Raw genomic sequence first — 21,334 nt, forward strand, 5'->3', positions numbered from 1 at the left:
TGGCATAGAAACCGCAAGACCCAGTTCATTGACTCGATTGCAAGACGCCTATTGTCCGGACTTCTCGCCGATCCCTTTGGCAAGTCTCCGCGCCGATTGACACGCCACGGAACTGGATGGCGATCTGCTTTGGATCAAGCGCCGCAACCAAGTTGCATCCATACCGTTGGCGCCGCTTGTGAGCGATATGGGCAGTGGGCTTTTGTGACTGGAGGTGATCCAGGGGCTGACCGGGCCGGCGCACGAGGGCGGAGTGGATTCGAATCGATCTACCGATCAAGTGCGGCCTGCCTCTCAGTCCCGCTTTCGGCCCTGAACAATCCGGTCAAGAACGATGGCACACATCAGAATTGCCAGACCGGAGAGTATCCCTTGGCCGACCGCTGCGTATTGCAGCGCCGACAGGACATCCTCGCCCAGGCCCTTTGCGCCGATCAGCGAGGCTATGACGACCATCGACAGACACATGAGAAGGGTCTGGTTCACCCCCGCCATGATGGAGGGCATCGCCAGCGGGATATCGACATTGAAGATCAGGAAGCTTCGGGAGCCACCAAAGGCGATGGCGGCCTCGCGGATGGGCTGGGGGACACCGGCGATGCCAAGGGCGGTCAGGCGGATCACCGGCGGCGCCCCAAAGATCAGTGTGGCGATGATGCCGGGCGGCTTGCCGATGCCGAAGAAGGCTATCACCGGGATCAGGTAGACGAAGGCGGGCATCGTCTGCATGAAGTCGAGAACCGGCCGGATCATCGCATAGGCTCGCGGGCTGCGGCCGCACCAGACCCCGACCGGAATTCCGATTGCGATGCACAGCGCGGCGGCGGTTCCCAAGAGCGCGACGGTGGCCATGCTCTTCTCCCAGAAGCCGAGGATCGCAAGATAGGCCAGCGCCGCGCCGGAAAGGATCGCGACCCTCGGCCCCGCAACCTGCCAGGCGATGGCCAGGATCGCGATCATCACGATGGGCCAGGGCGTGACCACAAGGCAGATTTCCATCAGGTTGAGGAGCGCATTGATTGCAGCGGTGATGCCGGCGAACATCGCGCCGAAGCTGTCGGCAAGGGCCGAGACGCCCGTGTCGATGCTGCGCGAAAGCTGGTTGCGCAGGTCGATCGCGGCTGGAAACTCCTGCAGCCAGGCGGGTGGCGCGGGGGTGGCGAAACGATAGACAGCCAGCGGAAAGCAGACTGCCGGCAGAAGCGCCGCAAGGGCTACCCGGGGCGCAGGCAGTCCATGCGCAAGGCTCCTGTTGCCGCGCCACGCCCGGAAACGACGGGCGAGCAGCGCGTTTCCGATGGTGCCGCAGGCCCCATGCACGCAGGCGAAAATCAGGGTTCCGGCTAGGATGAACAACGGCGCCCGGGCGCGCTCGCCCGCCGCATCCTCGCGCGCCTTCGCGGCGGCCGCGGCAATGGACTCGGCCGAGCGTTTCATGCTTTCGCCCAGGCTGTTGCCTTCGGCGATGGCGACCTCAGCGGCGGCCAGGCGCTCGGCGGCCTGCAGGGCAAGGCGGTCGGCCCTGGCAATGGCGGTGCCGCCGAGGTCGCCGAACAGCCCGATGCCAAGCAGGACCACCGCGAACATCTCGACCACGAAGGCCAGCCAGAATGCTCCCCACAAAGCGCGGCAGCCCAGCCAGACCGGGCCCAGGATCGCGGCCCAGGGGTTGAAGACCAGGGCAAAGCCCCTGGTCTCCGAGATGCGGGCAAAGACGCGGTGGTAATATGGCCCGTTCGGTCCCGCGAACTCCGACACCAGATCCGCAAGGCTGTCATCTTTCAGGACTGCCGCGGTCATGCCGCATCCCCCTGAATCCCCCGAAGCAGCCGTGCCTGGTCGATGACACCGATGATCTGGCCGCTGTCATGGATCGCAAGCGGCGTGTCGGCCGCGGCGGCAAGCCTGAGCAACTCGGAGAGGGCCATTTCGGGCCGGGCGACCGGCAGAAGGGACAGGTCAACGGCATCGGGACGCCGTGCCCGATAGGCCTGCGGATCTTCCATGATGCTGTGCGCCGGCACCACATTCAGCCGCGAGGTGTTTGCCACGAAGGCGGCGACATAGGAATCGGCGGGGCGGGCGACGATTTCGGCGGGCGTTCCGATCTGGATGATTTCCCCGTCCTTCATGATTGCGATCCGGGAGCCGATGCGGATCGCCTCGTCAAGATCATGGGTGATGAAGATCGTGGTCTTCCCCATGCTGCGCGACAGGTACAGGAACTGATCCTGCAACTGGCGGCGGATGAGCGGATCAAGTGCCGAGAAGGGCTCGTCCATGAGCAGGATGGGTGGGTCCGCCGCAAGCGCCCGCGCCAGCCCGACGCGCTGCTGCATACCGCCCGACAGGCTGGAGGGGAAACGGTCGCCCCAGCCCGCGAGATCGACCTTTGCCAATGCCGCCTCGGCAAGATCGTAGCAGCTTTTCAGGGCTTCCCCCTGGATTTCCAGCGGCAGCGATACATTCTCACGCACGGTCCGGTTGGGCAGAAGACCAAAATTCTGGAATACCATGCCAATACGGGTGCCCCTGATCCGGCGAAGCTCTGCTTCCGGTTGCCTCAGGATGTCCTCGCCTTCGATCAGGATCTGGCCGGCACTGGGTTCGAGCAGGCGGTTCACATGCCGGACAAGCGTCGATTTCCCCGAGCCTGAGAGTCCCATGACGCAGAAGATCTCCCCCCGGTTCACCAAGAAACTGGCGTTCGACACGCCGACCACAGAACCGAACTGCCGCAGGATCTCGGCCTTCGACTGACCGCGTCTTGCAGCCGCCAGGGCCTCATCGGCGCTGCCGCCGAAGATCTTCCAGACGCCTCTGAATTCGATGACCGTCTCGGTGTTCTGGCTCATTTCCCGTCGTGTCTCCCGGTGCCGGAAGCAGCTTTCGCTGCCTCCAGTGCGTTCAGGCCTATTGCGCCATCCAGCTTGCGATGAGATCCGGGTGCGCCTTGACCCAAGCCTGGGTCACCGCGGCGGGATCCTCGCCGTTGACCACCGCCAGGGACCATGCGTTCACGTCGTCGGCGGAAAGCTGGATATTCTGCAACAGATGCACAAGCGCCGGCTGACGCTCGGACAGGGTGCTGGACCAGCTGATATGCACGCTGGTGTCGGCATAGGCCGAGGCCACGTGCGATTTTGCCATCCAGTCGGGGTCTACGCTGGGTTGAACCATCACGAAGTCGTCCGGATTGTGGGGTGGCTCCTCGAGCATCGCAATGTCGTACATGGCAAAATTCTGGTGCGGGCCATAGCAGTAGCCAACCCAAGGCTTGCCTGCCTTGGTGGCCCGGTCAAGACCTGCCGTTGCCACCGCCTCGTCGGTGGACTGCAATTCGAAGAAATCCGCAAAGCCATAATCCCGCGCACGGACCATCTCGGTATTGGTGGACTGCCAACCCTGCGGCCCGATCCAGATCTCACCCTTGCCGTCGCCGTTACTGTCGAAGAGCGCCGCGTTTTCGGGATTTGCCAGGTCGAACACGGATTTGATACCGTACTGGTCCACAGTGACCTTGGTGACGCAGTAGCCGTTGATCGCCGCGAACGACTTGTCGGACATCGTCACTGTCTTGTCCTGATCGACATATTTCGAGGTCATCCCCGACTGGTTTGGCAACCAGGTCTCGGTCCAGATGTCGATCTCGCCCTTGCCGCGGGCCATCGCCTCGAAGATCACCGGGACCGCGGTGGTGTTCAACATCTCCACCTCGAGGCCGAGGGCCTCCTCGATGATCGCCTTGACGGCAAAGGCCGTCGTCCGGCCCGAGATGTAGTTCGGATCCGGGATGACGACATCGGCGGCCCGGGCGGAAAGTGGTACGACGGCCATCGCAAGGACGGCCAAGGATTTCATGCCGATGTTCAATCTGGTTCTCCCTGTTTTTCGGCCCTTCACGAAAATGACCATTCAACAACCGGGCCAAGTTGTAACGCGACAGTTCGAAGGATTAGGAAATCTAATTGAGACCATTCCGGGCGGGGCTGATCCGAACCTTGGCCCAGCCCCCGGGTCTTGATTCCCGGATCAGACCATCAGGTAGCCGCCATCGACCACCATCTCTGCCCCGGTCACGAAGCCGGATTCGTCGCTGGCAAGGTAGAGAACCATGTAGGCGATGTCGTCCGGCTTCCCCAGCCGGCCGATCGGGTGCCGCGCCAGGGCCTTCGCCTTCTCTGTCTCCAGAGTGCCAAGCCCGGCAAGGTAGTTCTCGGTCTGCGGCGTCCAGATGTATCCGGGATGGATCGAGTTGCAGCGGATGCCATAGGCCTGTTCGGCGCAGTGAACCGCGACGGCCTTGGTCAGCGTTCGGACCGCACCCTTCGAGGCACAATAGGCGGCCAGATCCGCCTCGCCGATAATCCCGTCGATCGAGGAGAGGTTGACGATCGACCCGCCGTGCGCCTTCATCAGGGCGACAGCGGTCTTGCAGCCCAAGAAGACCCCGTCGGCATTGACAGCCATGCATCTGCGCCACTGGTCCATGTCGCAGCTTTCGATCGTCCCGATCGGCGCGATTCCGGCATTGTTGACCAGAATGTCCAGGCGCCCCTCGACAGTCCGCACATCAGCCTCGACGCGTGCCCAGTCCTCGGGCGAGGAGGTGTCCTGAACAATCCCGCGGACCTGGGCACCGGCCGCGCGCAGGGAGGCGACGGCTTTTTCCAGATGGTCGGGGCTGATATCGGTCAGCACCAGCTTCGCGCCCTCGCGGGCCAGAAGGCCCGCGGAAGCCAGCCCAAGGCCCAGTCCGGCGCCGGTTATCAATGCGGTCTTACCGTCAACGCGTCCCATTCGATCGCCTCCTCCTGATTTTGCGGGTCCGGGTCACAGCAGCGCTTCGGCTGCCAACAGGTCATAGAAGGGCTGGTGATGCGCCAGGTGCTCGCGCATCCGGGGATGATCCTCCGCCATCCGGTCGAACTTCACTTGCGCCTCGCGGATTTCATCGGCGCTGAGCGGCCGGATGCCGCTTGAGGTGCTGACATCCCCGTGCCAGCCGCTGACCTGGTCCCAGTCCTTCGGCTTTTCGTTCTGCCAGTCGAAAGCGGCTTCCGAGAAGGGCAGGCCGACGGCGTCCCAGAATCGTGCCATTGCGCCGCGCGTGTCCTCGCGGATTGCCTCGGCCCGCAGGACGACAGGACTGGAGCCCGCCGCCTTCAGCGCCGAGTAATGTTTCCACTGCGCCTCCAAGCCGATCTCGTCCAGCGTAACCTCGGGGTCCAGCTTGTGATACGAGGCGATCGACGCGACCGGGTCGCGGATCAGGAAGGTGTTCACCAGCCGTTCCGCGAAGATCGCGTCATCAAGGATATGCGGCATGACGTAATACGACATGTCCTTGAAGAAGACCGGCCCCTTTGCGGACCGGGCGATCAGGTGGTCGCGGATCGCCCCGTAGCTGACCGGGTGGTCAGGGCGCACGTCGAAATGCGGCATGACCCGGACGCCGCGATGCACATAGTAATCGTACATGAACGGTTCGTGTGCGCAGTCAAGGTCGCCCCGCTCGCGCATAACCCGCTCCATCGCCGTCGACATCGAGCGCGGATGTGACCAGAGGGCAAAAATCTTGTTCATTTCGATCCTTCCTCACGCCTTGATGAGTCCCATAGACTCGAGTTTCAGGAGGACTTCGTGGGCGCAGTCGTCCGCGTCCTGCCCTTCGGTGTCGATGCGAAGCTCGGGGTTTTCGGGGATCTCGTAGGGGTCGGAGATCCCGGTGAACTCCTTAATCTTGCCCTCGCGCGCCAGCTTGTAGAGACCCTTGCGGTCACGACGTTCGCATTCCTCGACGCTGGTGGCCACATGGACCTCGAGGAAGGCGCCATATTGCTCGATCATCTCACGCACGGCCCGGCGGGTTGCGGTATAGGGGGCGATGGGGGCGCAGATCGCAATGCCGCCGTTCTTGGTGATCTCGCTGGCGACATAACCGATACGGCGGATGTTGATGTCGCGGTGTTCCTTGGAGAAGCCAAGTTCGGATGACAGATGCTTGCGCACCACGTCGCCGTCCAGCAGCGTGACCGGACGGCCGCCCATCTCCATCAGCTTGACCATCAGCGCGTTGGCGATGGTGGATTTACCGCTGCCGGACAGGCCGGTGAAAAAGACGGTAAAGCCCTGCCGGTCCCGCGCCGGCGAGGTCTTGCGCAACTGCGTTACCACTTCGGGGAAGCTGAACCATTCTGGGATTTCCAGACCTTCGCGCAGGCGGCGGCGCAGTTCGGTGCCGGAGATGTCCAAGACGGTGCAACCTTCCGGCACCTCGTTGGCGGGGAAATACTGCGCTTTTTCCTGCACATAGACCATGTGCTTGAAATCGACCATAGTCACGCCGATTTCGGCTTCGTGCTTCTTGAACAGTTCCTGCGCGTCGTACGGGCCATAGAAATCCTTTCCCTGGGAGTTCTTGCCGGGACCGGCATGGTCGCGGCCGACGATGAAATGGGTCACGCCATGGTTGCGGCGGATCAGCCCGTGCCAGACGGCCTCGCGCGGGCCGGCCATGCGCATCGCCAGGTTGAGAAGCGACATCGTGGTCGTCGAGGAGGGATATTTGTCGATCACCGCCTCATAGCAGCGGACGCGGGTGAAGTGGTCTACGTCGCCCGGCTTGGTCATGCCGACGACGGGATGGATCAGCAAATTGGCCTGCGCCTCGCGCGCGGCGCGGAAGGTCAGTTCCTGATGCGCGCGGTGCAGGGGATTGCGGGTCTGGAAGGCCACCACCTTGTGCCAGCCAAGCTTGCGGAACAGCGCGCGGAGTTCGTTCGGCGTGTCGCGGCGGGCCTTGAAGTCGTAATGCACCGGCTGCTGGATGCCGGTGATCGGCCCGCCCAGGTAAACCTTGCCGGCCACGTTGTGCAGGTAGTTCACCGACGGATGCGCCAGGTCGTCGGCGCCGAAGACGCCTTTGGCCTCTTTCGCCTTGTCCGGCGCCCATTTGTCCGAGATCGACATGATGGCGATGATCACGCCCTCGGCATCGCGCAGCGCGATGTCCTGACCCGGCTCGACCTTCTCGGCGAAGGCTTCCGACACGTCCAGCGTGATCGGCATCGGCCAGAGCGTGCCGTCCTCGAGGCGCATGTTTTCGACCACGCCGTCATAATCCGCCTGGCCAAGGAAGCCCTTTAGCGGGTGGAAGCCGCCGTTCATCAGCAGTTCGACATCGCACAACTGGCGCGGGGTCAGATCCCAGGACGGCAGGGCCGCAGCCTCGTGCTTCAACTTTAGCGCCGAGTCGGAAGAAACATAAAGCTCCGGGATGGGAGCCAAGTTGGTGGATTTCATTCAGGTACCTTTCTGTGAATGGAAGAACGGCTGCGCAGCAGCCTGTCGGAAACCAAAGCGACGCAGGTGATGATGGCGCCGGAAATCAGCCCGGCCCCGGCATCGGCCCTGGACAGCGCGACGTAGACTTGCTGGCCAAGCTCGCGGGTGCCGACCAGCGCGGCGATCACCAGCATGGAGAGGGCGGCCATGATGGTCTGGTTCAGGCCAAGCAGGACCGAGGACCGCGCGAGAGGAAGCTTCACCTGCCACAACATCTGCCAGGTTGTGGCCCCCATCTGGACGCCGGCCTCGACCAGATCGGCGCGGGCATTGCGCAGGCCGTGTTCGACATAGCGGATCGGAGGCACCACGGCATACAGCACGATGGCGATCAGGGCGGTGAACTCTCCCACCTTGAACAGCATCAGCGCCGGGATGAGAAAGACGAATTGCGGCATGGTCTGCAGCGTGTCGCTGATCGGGCGCAGGAAGGCGGAGAAGCGGTCGCTTTCGGCGGCAATCACCCCCAGCGCGCCGCCAATGGCAAAGCAGATCAGGACGGCCACCGCGCAAAGGTAGACCGATTGCATCATCGGCACCCAGAGCCCCGAGAGCCCCGCCAGCGCGAGCCCGCCCATCGCCAGCGCGAAAAGGCCCGTCCCGCCTTTCCGCCAGGTGGCGACCCCGACCACCAGGAAGACACCCGGCCAGGGAAAACCGGGTAGACCGGTCCAGAACAGAAGTGCGGCAAAGCCCGCGATGATCCCACGCTGCGGACTCCGCCAGCCCAGCAGAAGCGCGATCGCGGCAGAGACCAGCACATAGGCCGCCGTGATCTCCGGGGTCAGCGCGAAGCCCCAGACCATCGGGCTGGCCGAGCCGGAGAAACCGATCCGCATCGGCAGCATCACGCCATAGGTGATGGCATTGCGCAGCACCGCGAAGAAGGGCGCGCTCCAGGCGACGAAATCCAGTAGCCAGCCGTCGATCCGCCGCAGCCAGCGTTGCCCCTGCTCTCCCGGCAAGAGATCCTGGCCTGACAGGACCAGAGCGACCACGAGGGCGAGGACAAGCCCGGCTAGGAGCCAGCGCGCCTGCATCACGCGCGGGCCGCGACGGGCAAAGCCGCGGGTGATCCGGTCCAGCAGCACCGCGATCAGCACGATCACCAGCCCCGCCCCCAGCGAACGGCCCAGTTCGGCGGCGCGCATGGCTGACAGCACTTCCCAGCCGATGTCGTTGAAACCGCCGATGATGGCGATGATGATGACCATGGACAGCGAGGCCATGGTGGTCTGGTTCACCCCGACCAGAAGTTGCGGCAGGGCCGAGGGAACCATCGCCTGCCAGAAAAGCTGCCCCGGTCTTGCCCCCGCCATCAACGCGCTTTCGACGATGGCCGGCGGCACCTCGCGCAGGCCGACAAGCGTGTTGCGCACCATGGGCGGGACCGAGAAGATCACGCTGGCCGCCAGGCCTGCCGTCGGCCCGAAGCCGAACAGGATCAGCAACGGGATCAGGTAGCCGAAGGCGGGCCAAGTCTGCATCACGTCAAGCATCACGATCAAGGCGGGTTGTGTCCGGGGAAAGCGATAGGCCAGCGCGCCCAGGGCAAAGCCGATCCCGACCGCCGCCGGGACCGAGACCAGCACCAGCGCCAGCGTGTTCATCGCCTTGGGCCAGTAGCCCATCGCCACCACCGTCCCCAGCGCCGCCGCCGCGAACAGCGCAAGCCGCCAGCCCCCGGAGTAGAGCGCGATCAGCACGACGGCCAGGATCGCCGCCGGCCAGGGTGCCCAGGCCAGGGCGCTGCGGATCGCGGCCAGTGGCGTTTCGGCCAGGGCGGAAAGAAGCACGCCAAGCGGCCGGGCTGCCTCGAACGCCGGGGTGACGGCGGCGTTCAGCCAGTCGGACAGGTTCAGGACCAGCCCGGTCGGAAAGCCGCCAAGCTGCGGAAACTGCTGGGCGAGCGCCACCAGCAGGACGGAAAGCGCCAACATCCCGCCCCAGACCCGGTGCCATGCCCTGACGCGCGGGGCCGTCATGCGCTTGCCCCATCCGCCCTGAAACCGTGACGCGCGTCGCGCTGCAGGACCTCCAGCACGGCACCGGCCTCCAGCTCCAGCCCGCCATCCCCTTCGACGCGAAAGCGTCTTTGCCCGGCGGCGAGCGCCGGCAGGACCACCTCGATCGGCGCGGCGGCGGGAACCGGCGGCCCCTCTGGCGGCTCGCCCTGCGCCGGCCTGGCCAGATCCCGCACGCGGATCGCGCGGCTCAGGGCGACTTCGGCGGTGAAATCGGCCACATAGTCATCGACGGGCGACAGCAGGATTTCGGCCGGAGTGCCAAGCTGGATGATCCTGCCGCCCCGCATCAGCGCGATCCGGTCGGCCAGCCTGCAGGCCTCCATGATGTCATGCGTGATGAAGACGATGGTCTTCTTCAGCTGGTTCTGCAGGCGCAGGAATTCGTCCTGCATCTGCCGGTGGATCAGCGGATCGAGCGCCGAGAAGGGCTCATCCAGGAACCAGAGGTCGGGATCGGGGGCCAGCGAGCGCGCGATCCCGACGCGCTGCTGCTGCCCCCCCGAGAGCTGGGAAGGAAGCGCGTCGAGGCGGCTGCCCAGTTCGACAAGCTCCAGCATCTCGCGGGCCCGCGCCTCGCGTTCGGACCGCGCGACGCCCTGAAGCTTGAGCGGAAAGGCGACATTCTCCAGGGCGGTCAGATGCGGCATCAGGCCGAAGCTCTGGAAGACCATCCCCATCTTCCGGCGCCGGATCTCGATCAGGTCGCGCCCGCTGATCCTGGCAAGGTCCTGCCCGTCGAACTCCATCGTGCCGTATTCGATGTCCAGAAGACGCGACAGGCAGCGCACCAGAGTGGATTTGCCCGACCCGGACAGGCCCATGATGACGAAGATCTCGCCTTGCTTCACGTCAAAACTGGCATCGACGACGGCGGGGATGTGGCCCTCACCGCGCAGACGCGCGGCAAGGGCCTCGGGGTCGATCCGATAGCCGGCGGTATCGAAGTAATATGCGGGCCTGGGTCCGAAGACCTTCCACAAGTGCTTGCAGCTCAGCATGATGCGGGACGATGCCTGCGCCATCGACGGACCTCCGGTCGGATTTGCCTGAGACGATCAGTTCAGGGCGGCATCCACCCAGGGGCGCCAGATCGCTTCGTTTTCGTCGACCCAGGCCGTGGTCACCGCATCCAGCGACTGGCCCTTCTCGTCGATGGCAAGCATCATCTTCTGCTGGTCCTCGGTCGACAGCCGGAAGTCCTTCAGGATCTGGTAGGCCGCGGGCCATTTCCCCGCAAAGCCCGACCAGACGACCTTGTTAACGTCCGGCGGCATGATGCAGTGTTCATTCGACTGATCGACGCAGACCGGCATCTCGATCCAGCCCACCTCCACCTCGGCCAGGATGAAATGCGGCGCCCAGAACATCATCACCAGCGGCGTCCGGGCCGCCTCGGCCGCGCGCAGTTCCGACAGCATCGCGCCTTCCGATCCCGAGGGCACCGCCGTCAGCGGCAGGTTGTTGTCGGCGATGATGGTCGCCGCGCGCGAGCCCCAGTCGGCCGGGTAGTCCAGGAAGCGCCCATTCGGCAGGGTGTCGGGCGTCGCCAGCAGCCCCACGCAGGCAGGGTCCTTCAGCGCCTCCCACGAGGGCAGGGCCGGGCAGATCTCTTCCATGAACTTCGGATAGATCCAGCCCTCGTTCGTCTTCAGCCCCAGCGTGCCCAGGTCCTCGACCTTTCCCGCGGCAAGGACCTTGGGATAGACCTCGCCGACGTTGTTCAGCCAGATCTCGACCGAGGCGCTGATCTCGCCATCCGCCAGGCCCTGGAAATGCGGATAGTTCCCGGCGGTCACATATTCCGCCTTGTATCCGGCCTTCTCCAGGATCTTGCCGGCGATCTGGGATGAAATCTGCGCCCCGGTCCATTCCAGCATGGCAAGCTTGATCGGTTCGCCTGCCGCGCCCATCTCGGCGGCCATGACGGGTGCCGAGGTCAGCCCCGCCAGAGCTAAAGCCGATACGGCCACAGTGACATACTTCTTCAGCATTCTCTTTCTCCCTGTCAGTCCTTTCTGTTTGAATTCCCGCGCCTACCAGAACGCGCCGCCGGTCACCTTGATCTCCTCCATCGTTATGCCCCGGGCACCGTCGCAGAGCAGGAAGCCGACCACGGCGGCGATCTCGTCGGGCTGGAGGATGCGGCCCTGCGGATTTTGCGCGGCGATCTCGGCGCGCGCTTCGGCGACGCTGCGGCCCCGGCCCTCGCGGGCGACCACCTCGGCGAGGTCTGACTGCATCATCGGCGTCTCCACCCAGGTCGGGCTGACCATGACGCAGGTCACGCCATGCGCCGCACCCTCAAGCGCCACGCAACGCGTCAGGCCCAGCAGCCCGGCCTTCGAGGCGCAGTAGGCCGGATTGTCCTTCCAGCCGACCGATGCGGCGGTCGAGCCGATGTTGACGATCCGGCCCCATCCCTGCGCCATCATCGCCGGCAGGCAGGCGCGGGTCATGCGGAAGGCGCCCGTCAGATTGGTCTCGATGATCCGCTGCCAGAGCGCATCGGAATGGCCCTGCACCGGCTGTTCGGCGGTCACCCCGGCCGCGTTGACCAGCACATCGGCGTCTCCGAGCCAGTCGGCCGCGCGGGCGCAGAAGCCTCCGACCGACTGCGGGTCGATCAGGTCGAGCACGCCGCCACGGATCGCACCGCCCCCTGCCACTGCGGCCGTCTCCAGCGCCTCCAGCGCCGCGCGCCGGGCCGGGCTGGTCAGGTCGCGCGCGCCGACAACGACGCGATGACCCTTCTGCACCAGGTCCAGCGCGATAGCATGGCCGATCCCGGAAAGCCCGCCGGTGACGATCACCCGACGGCCGGTCATGGCTTTACCTCGCGCATCCTGAGGTCCTGCGGATCGAACGGCGGCTCGGACAGGATCCGCGCCCCGCGACGCTTGCCCAGAACCTCGACCTCCAGCCCTTCGCGCGCATGGCGGTCGCGCAGATAGGCCAGGGCGAGGACCTTTCCGGTGCGGTGGCCATAGGCGGCCGAGGTCACCACGCCCACGCAGCGATCGCCCTGCCACAGACCGTGGGAGTAATAGGGATCGGCCTCGCCGGGATCGAAGTCCAGCAGCACCATGTCCCAGCGGTTCTCCTCGGCCATGCGCCGCAGCAGCGCCTCGCGGCCGATGAAGTCGTGGTCGGCCTTCACCAGGAAACCCATGCCGGTCTCGGCCGGTGTCCGTTCGGTGGTGAAATCCGATCCCCAGGCCGCATAGCCCTTTTCCAACCGCATCGCGTTCATCGCATAGGCGCCGAAACAGCCGATCCCGTCGGGCTTGCCCGCCTGTTTCAGCGCCAGGAACAGCTCAGCCGCGCGGTCGGCGGCGACATGCAGTTCCCAGCCAAGTTCGCCGACATAGGACAGCCGCATCGCCCGGACGGGAATCCCGGCGACGGTCATCTGCCGCACCGACATCCACGGCCCGACCGGATCGGGCGTCAGCCGCTCCAGGATCGCCTGCGACCGGGGGCCCATCAGCCCGATCACCGCCAGCCCGTCGGTCACGCGCGAGATGGTCACGTCAAGACCCGAAGCCCGCGCCCGCAAGAGGTCATCGTCGCGCATCTCGGCCGCTGCGGCCGAGGTCAGGTAGAAATGGTCGTCCGCAAGGCAGGCCACGGTGAATTCGGATTCCGTGCCGCCAGCGGGGGACAAGGCATAGGTTAGCGCGATCCGGCCCGGTTTCGGCGCAAGATTGCAGCCCAGCCGGTCGGTGAAGGCGCGGGCGTCCTTGCCCGTCACCTCGAACTTCGAGAAGACCGACATGTCCGCCAGCCCCGCCGAGGTGGTCACCATATGGCATTCGCGCGCCACGGCCTCGAACCAGTCCGGCCGCCGGAAGGTCGGCAAGGCGGGCGGGCCGAACCAGTTCGGCCGCTCCCAACCATAGGCCGCGCCCATCTGCGCGCCGCGTTCCCGCATCAGATCGTAAAGCGGCGTCAGGCGCTTGCCGCGTGCGGCGGGACGTTCCTCATGGGGATAGTGGACGCCGAATTGCAGGCCGAAGCACTCGATGGCCTTCTGCACCCGGTAGTCGCGGTCGGCCCAAGGGCCGAAGCGGCGGCTGTCCACCGCCAGCGCATCCATCGGCGGGGCGCCGTGGGTCATCCAGTGCGCCAGGAACCAGCCGGAGCCGCCGCCTTCCATCACACCCATCGAAGACCCCGTCAGCAGCCAGGCATTCGGCAGCCCCCAAGCCGGGCCGATCAGGGGATTGGCGTCCGGTGTAAAGGTGATCGGACCGTTGACCACCGATTTCACCCCCCCGGTCTCCAGCGCCGGGATCCGCGCCATCGCCGCCATCAGGATATGCTCGACCCGGTCGAGGTCAGGGGCCATCAACTCGGCACCGAATTCCGGCGGCACGCCGTCGACCGACCAGACCTGCGCATCCTTCTCATAGGGGCCCAGGATCAGCGCGTCCCTCTCCTGCCGGACATACCAGCTTTCCTCGGGGTCGCGGATCATCGGCAGTTCCGGCAATCCGGCGGCGATCCGCGCGGCCACCGCAGGGACGGTATCGGTCACCAGATACTGGTGCAGCACCGGAACCGAAGGCACATTCGCCCCCATCATCGCCCCGATCTCCCAGCCCCATGTCCCGGCGGCATTGACGATATGCCTGGCGCGGATCGGCCCTTGTCTGGTTTCGACAACCCACATGTCACGCTCGCGGCGGATCGAATGCACCGGGTTCCAGCGCAGGATCGTGGCGCCACCGGCCCGGGCCACCTTCGCCATGGCATTGGTCGCCAGCGTGGGATCGACATGGCCGTCGTCCGGCTCGTAGATGCCGCCAAGGATGCCCTCGGTCCGCGCCAGGGGATGTAGCGCGGCAACCTCCTCGGGCGATTTCAGCAGGCGCAGCTCATAGCCGGTAAATCTGGACAGGCCCGCGACATGGGCGAATTCGTCCATCCGGTCCGGGTTCGAGGTGATCCGCATCGCACCGCTGCGATGGAAGCCGCAGCTTTCGCCGGTCTCCGCGGGCAGGATGTCGCGGTAAAGGCGCACCGAGGTGGCGCGCAACTCCTGGATGGTCGGGTTATGGGCAAAATGGGTGCAAAGCCCCGCCGCATGCCAGGTCGAGCCGTGGGTCAGGTCGTTCTTTTCCGTGAGAACGACGTCCTTCCAGCCCGCCTTCACCAGATGATACAGCAGCGAGACGCCCATCGCGCCACCGCCGATGATCAGAACCTGCGCTTCGGTCGTCATGCCTTCATCCTTTCGCCGGCGGGGTCGAAGGGCGGGCGAAGCAGCGCCGCCGCCGCATGATGCCGGCCAGCAATCTCGATGGTGAATGTCCGGGCCGCGGTCGCCTCCGCACCCTCTCCCGGCGCGATCTCGACAAGGCCAAGCGCCAGTGTCCGGCCGGTCCGCGCCCCGCGCGCGCCCGAGGTGGTCAGCCCGACCACGCGCCCGGCCTCCCAGATCGGCTCATCATGCAGGACCAGCGGATGGCCCGGCAGATCGAACAGGACCAGCCGCCGGCGCGGCCCAGCGGCGCGCTGCGCCGTAAGCGCGGCCTTGCCGAGGAAATCCTTGGACCAGTCGACGGTGAACCCCAGCCCCGCCTCCAGCGGCGAGATGTCCTGCCCCAGATCGTGCCCCATGTGACGAAATCCCTTCTCGATCCGGCAGGCATCAAGGGCGTAATGCCCCATCGGCATGGCCCCTGCCCGGAGCAGCGCCCGGAACACCTCCGGCGCCCCGGCGACGGGGATATACAACTCCCAGCCAAGTTCCCCGACGAAGCTGACCCGTTGGGCGGTACAGCTTTGACCGGCAACCGTCACCTGCCGCGCGGTCGAGAAGGGAAAATCCTGCCAATCATCGGCCGAGAGCCGCGCCAGCAGGGTGCGCGACCCCGCCCCCATCACGCCGACGACCGCTTCGGTTTCGGTTACGTCGGTGATTTTTACGTCGCGCCCGGTCGCGCGCCGGCGAAGCCATGCCCCATCACGCCAGCGCGTCGCAGCGCCCGAAACAAAGCGGAAGCGGTCCGCGGACTCGCGCCGGATGGTCACGTCGGCCTCGATGCCGCCCCTGTCGTTCAGCATCACGGTATAGACGGCCCGGCCAACCGGCACGTCCAGGTCGGCCGTGGCGACATGCTGCAGGAAGGCCAGGGCCTCTGGGCCGGAAATGTCGAATTTCCCGAATGGGGACAGATCAAGCAGGACGGTTCCGTCCTGCATCCGTGCCGCCTCGCGCACAGCGATGGGGTACCAGGGCTGTGCGCCGACCGAGTAAGGCAGGCTGCGTTCCGAGCTGTCCTGCGCATACCACAGGCCGCGCTCCCAGCCGGCAGTCAGGCCGAAGACGGCACCGGCCTTTGCCCAGTCGTCATGCAGCACGGACTTTCGCAGGCCGCGACCCGCCGTCGGCTGCCTGAAGGGCCAGTGCAGCGCGAAGACATCGGCCACCGCCTCCTCCATGCGGGCTTCCACATGCGCGGCGGCAGCGGCCAGCGGATCGGCGCGGGCCACATCGACCTCCCAAAGGTCGATCGGCGCGTGGCCGTCCACCATCCAGTCCGCCAGCACCCGCCCGACCCCGGCCGAGGACATCACGCCGACCGAGTTCATCCCGGCCGCCACGAACAGCCCATCCTGCTCTGGCGTCTCGCCCAGCAGCATCTTCGAATCGACGGTGAAGCTTTCGGGGCCGTTCATGAAATGCTGGATTCCGACCTGGGTCAGTCCCGGTATCAGTGCCAGCGCGGCCTCCATGAAGGGGGTGAACTGGTCCCAGTCCTCGGGCATTTCCAAGAAGGGGCGGTCGCCTTCGGTCCCCCAGGCATCCCAGCACTTGGCGCGCGGCTCGAACCCGCCGATCACCAACTTGCCCGCATCGCCCTTCACGTAGATGCCGCGATCCAGATCGCGCAGCACCGGAAAGGGGTGCGGCATCCCCGGCATGGGTTCGGTCACAACATACATATGCTCGACCGCCTGCAAGGGAAGCGTCACCCCGGCCTGATCGGCCAGCCGCTTCGACCAGGCCCCGGCACAGAGGGCGACCTGGTCGGCATGGATCACCTCGCCATCCGCCATCTCGACGCCGCGGACCCGCTGGCCCTCGGTCAGCAGGCGGGCGACGCGGGCGTTCTCGCGGATGGTCGCGCCCTGGGCTTTCGCCTGTCGGGCATAGGCCATGCACAGGTCCACCGGATTGACATTGGCGTCTTCCTCGACCGCCATCGCCCCGACGATCCCGGTCAGGTCCAGACCCGGCACCGCCACGCCTTCGGGCCCGGTGATCGTGGGATGCAGGCCGAAGTCGCGGCCAAGTGCGGCAATCCGATGCAACTCGTCCATGCGGGCGGGATCGCGGGCCAGCCAGTACCCCCCCGTGCGGCGATAGCCGGTGGACATGCCGCTTTCGGCCTCAAGCCGGGGAAACAGCTCGCCGGCATACATTGCTAGCCGGGTGGCGTTGGGTGTCGCTCGCAGCGGCCCGACAATTCCTGCCGCATGCCAACTGGTGCCCGAGGTCAGCTGGTTACGCTCCAGGAGCGTTACCGCGACGTTCCCAAGCCGCGTCAGGTGGTAGGCAAGGCTCAGCCCCACCGCGCCGCCGCCAATGATCACGATCTTCCGCATCTGGTCCACTGCTGCCTGTCTGGACCGCAACTCAGACAAAGAGAGCAGACCTCGCGCAAGGATAGACACGTATCATTAGATAGACTAATCTCTCTCGGAGAGTTGGACCTTTACTGCCCGGCATATCGCAGGCGGGATCGTGCCGTTGCAATGGAAGGAAGCCTTGCGCAGTGTCATCCTGCATACGTCCCTGGCCTGCCCCGTCCTGCCTGGCGGCTCCGCACGGCCAGCAGACCCGGCATCACCTGAACGTCAATTCAGGCCGAATCCGACATTGAAAAGTATTATTGTGCAGCCAGTTAGCATGCTTCAGACTTCAACCGTCCGGCCGCCAGCACAACCATGAACCGCGAGACCTGAAACCACCATGGCAGCACAGACGCGCCAGAGCGGCAAAGAAGAACCCGACATCAACCTCTTCCGTGCGATCGAGGTCTTCATGGCCGTGGCCGAGATGCAGCAGGTCACGGCCGCCGCCCAGGCGCTGAAGATGACCCAGTCGGCCGCCTCGCAGCATCTCAAAAATCTGGAAACGATTTTTGGCCTTACGCTTTTCGACAGATCGGTCCGGCCGATCGCTCTGACCTATGCGGGCGAGATGCTCAAGCGGCACGGTTACCGCCTGTTGAACCAGATCGACGACCTGAAGCGGGACATGCAGCATCTGGGCACATCGTCACTGGCTGTCTTGCGCGTGGGCCTTCTGGCCTCGATCGCGACCACACTGACACCGGGACTTTACGACCTGATCAGCAAGGAAATGAAAGTGCCAGAGCTGATGCTGTCAGCAGGCCTGGCAACCGATCACTTCGCCGCGCTGAACGACCGGCGGCTTGACATTGCAGTCACCTCCGAGAGATTGCAGGAAGGGCCCGGCTACACTTTCACCTCGATTCTTGAAGAGCCATTCTTTCTTGTTCTTCCAGATAGTTATCGCGGCCCTGTCGACGACATAGGAGAGATTTCCCGTCGTCTTTCCCTGGCGCGCTTCGGCACGTCAACCCCGGTCGGGCGCCGCACCGATCAGCATCTGCAGCGTTGTCGGCTGGACTTGCCGCGCGCCATCGAGGCCGACCGGACCGCGATGGTTATGGCCGGGGTAATCACTGGAGAATGCTTCGCCATCCTGTCGCCGACACTGCTTATCGACGGTGTCGCCGAGGGGATGCGTCTCCAGATTCACCCCCTGCCTTTCGCACCCTTCAAGCGGACCATCCGTCTTGTCTACCGGCGAGACAACCTTGGCACCATTCCCCATCGCATCGCGGTCGAAAGCCAGCAGATCCTGAAGAAGGCCTTCGACAATTACTTCCCGCAGATTGCAAATCAGGTGATCTACCACGAGATCGCTTATCCGTCTCATTAGGATAACCTATACTAGCAGATTGCTCTGTCCCGACAGCACGACCAGCCTCTATCGTCCGCCAAAGTCGATAGAAAGCGCGGGCAACGGACGGAGATATTCATGCAAGAGCGACGGGGCCGCAGCGCCCGGATGCAAGAGCGTCGTGAGAAGAACAGCGTCTCGGCTCCCTATGTGATCCGCCGCATCGGGATTGTCAGCCTGATTGACGACGAGTCGGTGGCGATCATCGAGCGCAACGCCGACCGGATCCTCGACGAGGTCGGCATGGATTTCCGCGGCGATCCTGAGACGCTGGAGATCTTCCGCGCCGCCGGTGCCCGTGTGGACGGAGAGCGGGTGCGCTTCGATCCCGGCTGGTGCCGCGACCGGATCAGGACTGCCCCGAAGGTCTTCACCCAACATGCGCGCAATCCGGCGCGCTCGGTCCAGATCGGCGGAGATGCGCAGCTTTTCTGCCCCAGCTTCGGCCCCCCTTTCGTCCACGACATGGAGAAGGGCCGCCGCTATGCCACGATCCACGACTTCCGCGAGATCACGAAACTCCACTACAGCCTCAACGCCGTGCACCATTCCGGCGGTGTCGTAGTCGAACCGGTCGACCTTGCCGTTCCCGTCCGTCACCTCCACATGGCCCACAGCCATCTGACTCTGACCGACAAGCCCTTCATGGGCGCGGTCACTGCACCCGAGCGCGCCCGCGACACCATCGCCATGGCGAAGCTGGCCATGGGCGAAGAGTTCGTCGACCGGAACTGCGTCCTCTATTCGGTCGTGAATACCAATGCGCCGCTGGTGATGGACGAAACCATGCTTTGGGCGCTGAAGGAATATGCCAGAGCCGGGCAATGCACCGTCGTCTCGCCTTTCGTGCTTGGCGGTGCCATGTCGCCGGTCACCGTGGCGGCGACGTTGGCGCAGGTTCTGGCCGAGGTCCTCGCCAGTGTCGCGCTGATCCAGCTGATCCGGCCGGGGGCGCCTTCGGTCTTCGGCACCTTCTTCTCGCCGCTCAGCCTGCGCACCGGAGCACCGACCTTCGGCACACCTGAGGGCACGCAGTTCCAGATGTGCGCCAAGACCCTGGCCGACCGGCTGGGCCTGCCGTTCCATTCGGTGGGCGCGCTGACCTCGTCGAAGGTGCCCGATGCCCAAGCCGGCTATGAAAGCCAGTCGCAGCTAATGGGGGCAGTGATGGCCGGGGTCAATTTCATCATCCACGCCACCGGCTGCCTGGAGGGGCTTCTGACCACCGGCTACGAAAAGATCGTCATGGATGCCGACCGCTGCGCTGCCGCAGCGCGCTTCGTGCAGGGCATCGACTTTTCCGAGGCCGCGCAGGCGATGGATGCATTCGCCGAGATCGGGCCCGGCGGCCATTTCCTTGGCGCCGCCCACACCCGCGAAAACTTCGAATCCGCTTTCTGGATGGGCGAGATGTCGGACAACGGCACCTATGAGCAATGGATCGCCGAGGGCGGGCTCTGGCAGCACGACCGCGCCTCGGCGCGCGTGAAGCAGATCCTGCGCGACTATGAAGCCCCCGAAATGGATATCGCCATCCGCGAGTCGCTGGACGACTTCGTTGCACGGCGAACCTTTGAAATCACCGGAGAAAAAGCATGACCCTGCAGACGAGCTGGAATCTGGAAGAAACCGCCGCACGGCGGGACCACTATTATTCGGCAAGCCAGAAGAAGTTCATTCCCTTCCGCGATCCGATGGTCTTCCGGCGTGGCCAGATGCAGTATCTCTGGGACGAGAAGGGCCGGAAATACACCGACCTTCTGGGGATGAACGTCTGCATCTCGGTCGGCCACTCGCACCCGGCCGTGGTGAAGGCCGCGATGGAGCAGGCGCAGGAACTGACCCATTGCACGACCATGTTCTACCATCCGGTCCCGGCCCATTTCGCCGAGGAACTGGCGGCCACGATGCCGAAGGGGCCGAAGGGCGACATCGAATGGGTCGTCCATTTCACCAATTCGGGGTCCGAGGCCATCGACCTCGCGATGGCGATGGCGCGCGGCTTTACCGGCAATCTGGACCTGCTGGCCCTGCGCACCGCCTATCATGGCCCGACCTCGGCCGCGCAATCGGTGACCGGCATCGCCGGCTGGCGGCATCCGGGCATGCCGGGGAATGTCGCCTTCGTGGCCGAGCCGAACCAGTATCGCGGCATCTTCGGCCAGAATGCCGGCGCCGCCCCCTATCTTGAAGAGATCGAGCGGGTGATCCAGACCGCGACCACCGGCCGGGTTGCCGGGATCCTGGTCGAAAGCGTCCAGGGCTATGGCGGCATCATCGAAATGCCGCCGGGCTACATGTCCGGGGCGGCCGAGCGCATCCGCGCCGCGGGCGGGCTTTACATCGCCGACGAGGTGCAGTCCGGTTTCGGGCGCACCGGCGACCACATGTGGGGGTTCGAGGCCGATGACGTGATCCCCGACATCGTGGTCATGGCCAAGGGGATCAGCAACGGCTTCCCGCTGGGCGCGGTTGTCGCGCGCAAGGAGATCGCAGCGCCGATGGCCGCGAAGTTCATGTTCCACACCTATGGCGCGAACCCGACCTCTTGCGCGGCCGGACGGGCGGTGCTGCAGATCATCCGCGAAGACAAGGTGCAGGAGAATGCGCGCGTCGTCGGGGCGGAACTGCTGGGCCGTCTTCAGGATCTGAAACAGCGCCATGCCGCCATCGGTGACGTGCGTGGCCGGGGATTGATGCTGGCGATCGAGATGGTGAAGGACCAGCGGACAAAGGAGCCCGACCCGGCCACGACCGCCGCCGTCTTCGAAGCCTGCCGAGATTCCGGGCTGATCCTGTCGAAGTCGGGTCCGTTCCAGTCCTGCCTGCGCATGGTTCCGCCGATGTGCCTGTCGCTTGCGGATGTCGAGCAGGTCGCGCAGGGGCTGGACCAGGCCTTCACGCAGGCGGCACGGACCGGCGAATGAACGTCCCCTGGCACCCGGACCATTTGCCAAGG

15 protein-coding genes are annotated in these 21,334 nt (G+C 65.1%); 3 read left to right on the plus strand and 12 right to left on the minus strand.

The window, feature by feature from the left end; genetic code table 11:
* Positions 1-294: 294 nt before the first annotated feature.
* The 12 genes from I7S92_RS04555 to I7S92_RS04610 form a co-directional block, all read right to left on the minus strand.
* The gene (locus I7S92_RS04555) at positions 295-1,800 is read right to left on the minus strand and encodes an ABC transporter permease (protein WP_197642303.1); all 1,506 of its coding nucleotides are present in this window, start codon (positions 1,798-1,800) and stop codon (positions 295-297) included.
* On the minus strand, positions 1,797-2,855 hold the full coding sequence (locus tag I7S92_RS04560) for a quaternary amine ABC transporter ATP-binding protein (RefSeq protein ID WP_197642304.1): 1,059 nt from the start codon (positions 2,853-2,855) through the stop codon (positions 1,797-1,799). The genes I7S92_RS04555 and I7S92_RS04560 overlap by 4 nt, the downstream gene beginning before the upstream one ends.
* Positions 2,856-2,913: 58 nt before the next feature.
* A complete protein-coding gene (locus I7S92_RS04565; RefSeq protein WP_197642305.1) occupies positions 2,914-3,873 on the minus strand; it encodes an ABC transporter substrate-binding protein in 960 nt (319 codons plus the stop codon).
* 159 nt (positions 3,874-4,032) lie between these two features.
* Positions 4,033-4,800 carry a glucose 1-dehydrogenase gene (locus tag I7S92_RS04570; protein WP_197642306.1) on the minus strand — a complete coding sequence of 256 codons (768 nt, stop codon included), beginning with the start codon at positions 4,798-4,800 and terminating at the stop codon, positions 4,033-4,035.
* 33 nt (positions 4,801-4,833) lie between these two features.
* A complete protein-coding gene (locus I7S92_RS04575; RefSeq protein WP_197642307.1) occupies positions 4,834-5,586 on the minus strand; it encodes a sulfotransferase-like domain-containing protein in 753 nt (250 codons plus the stop codon).
* 12 nt (positions 5,587-5,598) lie between these two features.
* Positions 5,599-7,305 carry a bifunctional sulfate adenylyltransferase/adenylylsulfate kinase gene (locus tag I7S92_RS04580; RefSeq protein ID WP_197642308.1) on the minus strand — a complete coding sequence of 569 codons (1,707 nt, stop codon included), beginning with the start codon at positions 7,303-7,305 and terminating at the stop codon, positions 5,599-5,601.
* Entirely contained in the window at positions 7,302-9,332 is a 2,031-nt protein-coding gene (locus tag I7S92_RS04585) for an ABC transporter permease (RefSeq protein WP_197642309.1), read from the minus strand. Before I7S92_RS04585 ends, I7S92_RS04580 begins: the two co-directional genes overlap by 4 nt.
* Positions 9,329-10,396, minus strand: a complete 1,068-nt coding sequence (locus I7S92_RS04590; protein WP_197642310.1) for an ATP-binding cassette domain-containing protein — start codon at positions 10,394-10,396, stop codon at positions 9,329-9,331. Before I7S92_RS04590 ends, I7S92_RS04585 begins: the two co-directional genes overlap by 4 nt.
* Positions 10,397-10,429: 33 nt before the next feature.
* Complete coding sequence (locus I7S92_RS04595) at positions 10,430-11,365, minus strand: ABC transporter substrate-binding protein (RefSeq protein WP_197642311.1); 936 nt, start codon at positions 11,363-11,365, stop codon at positions 10,430-10,432.
* A 42-nt stretch (positions 11,366-11,407) separates the two neighbouring features.
* On the minus strand, positions 11,408-12,199 hold the full coding sequence (locus I7S92_RS04600) for an SDR family NAD(P)-dependent oxidoreductase (RefSeq protein ID WP_197642312.1): 792 nt from the start codon (positions 12,197-12,199) through the stop codon (positions 11,408-11,410).
* The gene (locus I7S92_RS04605; protein ID WP_197642313.1) at positions 12,196-14,598 is read right to left on the minus strand and encodes a GcvT family protein; all 2,403 of its coding nucleotides are present in this window, start codon (positions 14,596-14,598) and stop codon (positions 12,196-12,198) included. The genes I7S92_RS04600 and I7S92_RS04605 overlap by 4 nt, the downstream gene beginning before the upstream one ends.
* Positions 14,595-16,988, minus strand: coding sequence for a GcvT family protein (locus I7S92_RS04610; RefSeq protein WP_197642314.1), 2,394 nt, complete (start codon positions 16,986-16,988; stop codon positions 14,595-14,597). Before I7S92_RS04610 ends, I7S92_RS04605 begins: the two co-directional genes overlap by 4 nt.
* 367 nt (positions 16,989-17,355) lie before the next feature.
* On the opposite strand from I7S92_RS04610, the gene I7S92_RS04615 reads away from it, so the two are divergent.
* The 3 genes from I7S92_RS04615 (at position 17,356) to I7S92_RS04625 (ending at position 21,302) form a co-directional block, all read left to right on the plus strand.
* Entirely contained in the window at positions 17,356-18,354 is a 999-nt protein-coding gene (locus I7S92_RS04615; protein WP_197642315.1) for a LysR family transcriptional regulator, read from the plus strand.
* Between the two features lie 99 nt (positions 18,355-18,453).
* Positions 18,454-19,974, plus strand: a complete 1,521-nt coding sequence (locus I7S92_RS04620) for a trimethylamine methyltransferase family protein (protein ID WP_197642316.1) — start codon at positions 18,454-18,456, stop codon at positions 19,972-19,974.
* Positions 19,971-21,302 (plus strand): aspartate aminotransferase family protein, encoded by a 1,332-nt coding sequence (locus I7S92_RS04625; protein ID WP_197642317.1) that lies wholly within the window; start codon positions 19,971-19,973, stop codon positions 21,300-21,302. The genes I7S92_RS04620 and I7S92_RS04625 overlap by 4 nt, the downstream gene beginning before the upstream one ends.
* The last annotated feature ends 32 nt before the right edge of the window (positions 21,303-21,334 follow it).

Source organism: Tabrizicola soli (assembly GCF_015999335.1).
Lineage (GTDB): Bacteria > Pseudomonadota > Alphaproteobacteria > Rhodobacterales > Rhodobacteraceae > Tabrizicola > Tabrizicola soli.

What these genes read in the sequence shown, in the direction of transcription:
- I7S92_RS04570 (WP_197642306.1), bottom strand. Translation starts at nt 4,800, where the DNA reads ATGGGACGCGTTGACGGTAAGACCGCATTGATAACCGGCGCCGGACTG.
- I7S92_RS04575 (WP_197642307.1), bottom strand. Translation starts at nt 5,586, where the DNA reads ATGAACAAGATTTTTGCCCTCTGGTCACATCCGCGCTCGATGTCGACG.
- I7S92_RS04560 (WP_197642304.1), bottom strand. Translation starts at nt 2,855, where the DNA reads ATGAGCCAGAACACCGAGACGGTCATCGAATTCAGAGGCGTCTGGAAG.
- I7S92_RS04625 (WP_197642317.1), top strand. Translation starts at nt 19,971, where the DNA reads ATGACCCTGCAGACGAGCTGGAATCTGGAAGAAACCGCCGCACGGCGG.
- I7S92_RS04600 (WP_197642312.1), bottom strand. Translation starts at nt 12,199, where the DNA reads ATGACCGGCCGTCGGGTGATCGTCACCGGCGGGCTTTCCGGGATCGGC.
- I7S92_RS04610 (WP_197642314.1), bottom strand. Translation starts at nt 16,988, where the DNA reads ATGCGGAAGATCGTGATCATTGGCGGCGGCGCGGTGGGGCTGAGCCTT.
- I7S92_RS04595 (WP_197642311.1), bottom strand. Translation starts at nt 11,365, where the DNA reads ATGCTGAAGAAGTATGTCACTGTGGCCGTATCGGCTTTAGCTCTGGCG.
- I7S92_RS04580 (WP_197642308.1), bottom strand. Translation starts at nt 7,305, where the DNA reads ATGAAATCCACCAACTTGGCTCCCATCCCGGAGCTTTATGTTTCTTCC.
- I7S92_RS04615 (WP_197642315.1), top strand. Translation starts at nt 17,356, where the DNA reads ATGGCAGCACAGACGCGCCAGAGCGGCAAAGAAGAACCCGACATCAAC.
- I7S92_RS04585 (WP_197642309.1), bottom strand. Translation starts at nt 9,332, where the DNA reads ATGACGGCCCCGCGCGTCAGGGCATGGCACCGGGTCTGGGGCGGGATG.
- I7S92_RS04620 (WP_197642316.1), top strand. Translation starts at nt 18,454, where the DNA reads ATGCAAGAGCGACGGGGCCGCAGCGCCCGGATGCAAGAGCGTCGTGAG.
- I7S92_RS04590 (WP_197642310.1), bottom strand. Translation starts at nt 10,396, where the DNA reads ATGGCGCAGGCATCGTCCCGCATCATGCTGAGCTGCAAGCACTTGTGG.
- I7S92_RS04605 (WP_197642313.1), bottom strand. Translation starts at nt 14,598, where the DNA reads ATGACGACCGAAGCGCAGGTTCTGATCATCGGCGGTGGCGCGATGGGC.
- I7S92_RS04555 (WP_197642303.1), bottom strand. Translation starts at nt 1,800, where the DNA reads ATGACCGCGGCAGTCCTGAAAGATGACAGCCTTGCGGATCTGGTGTCG.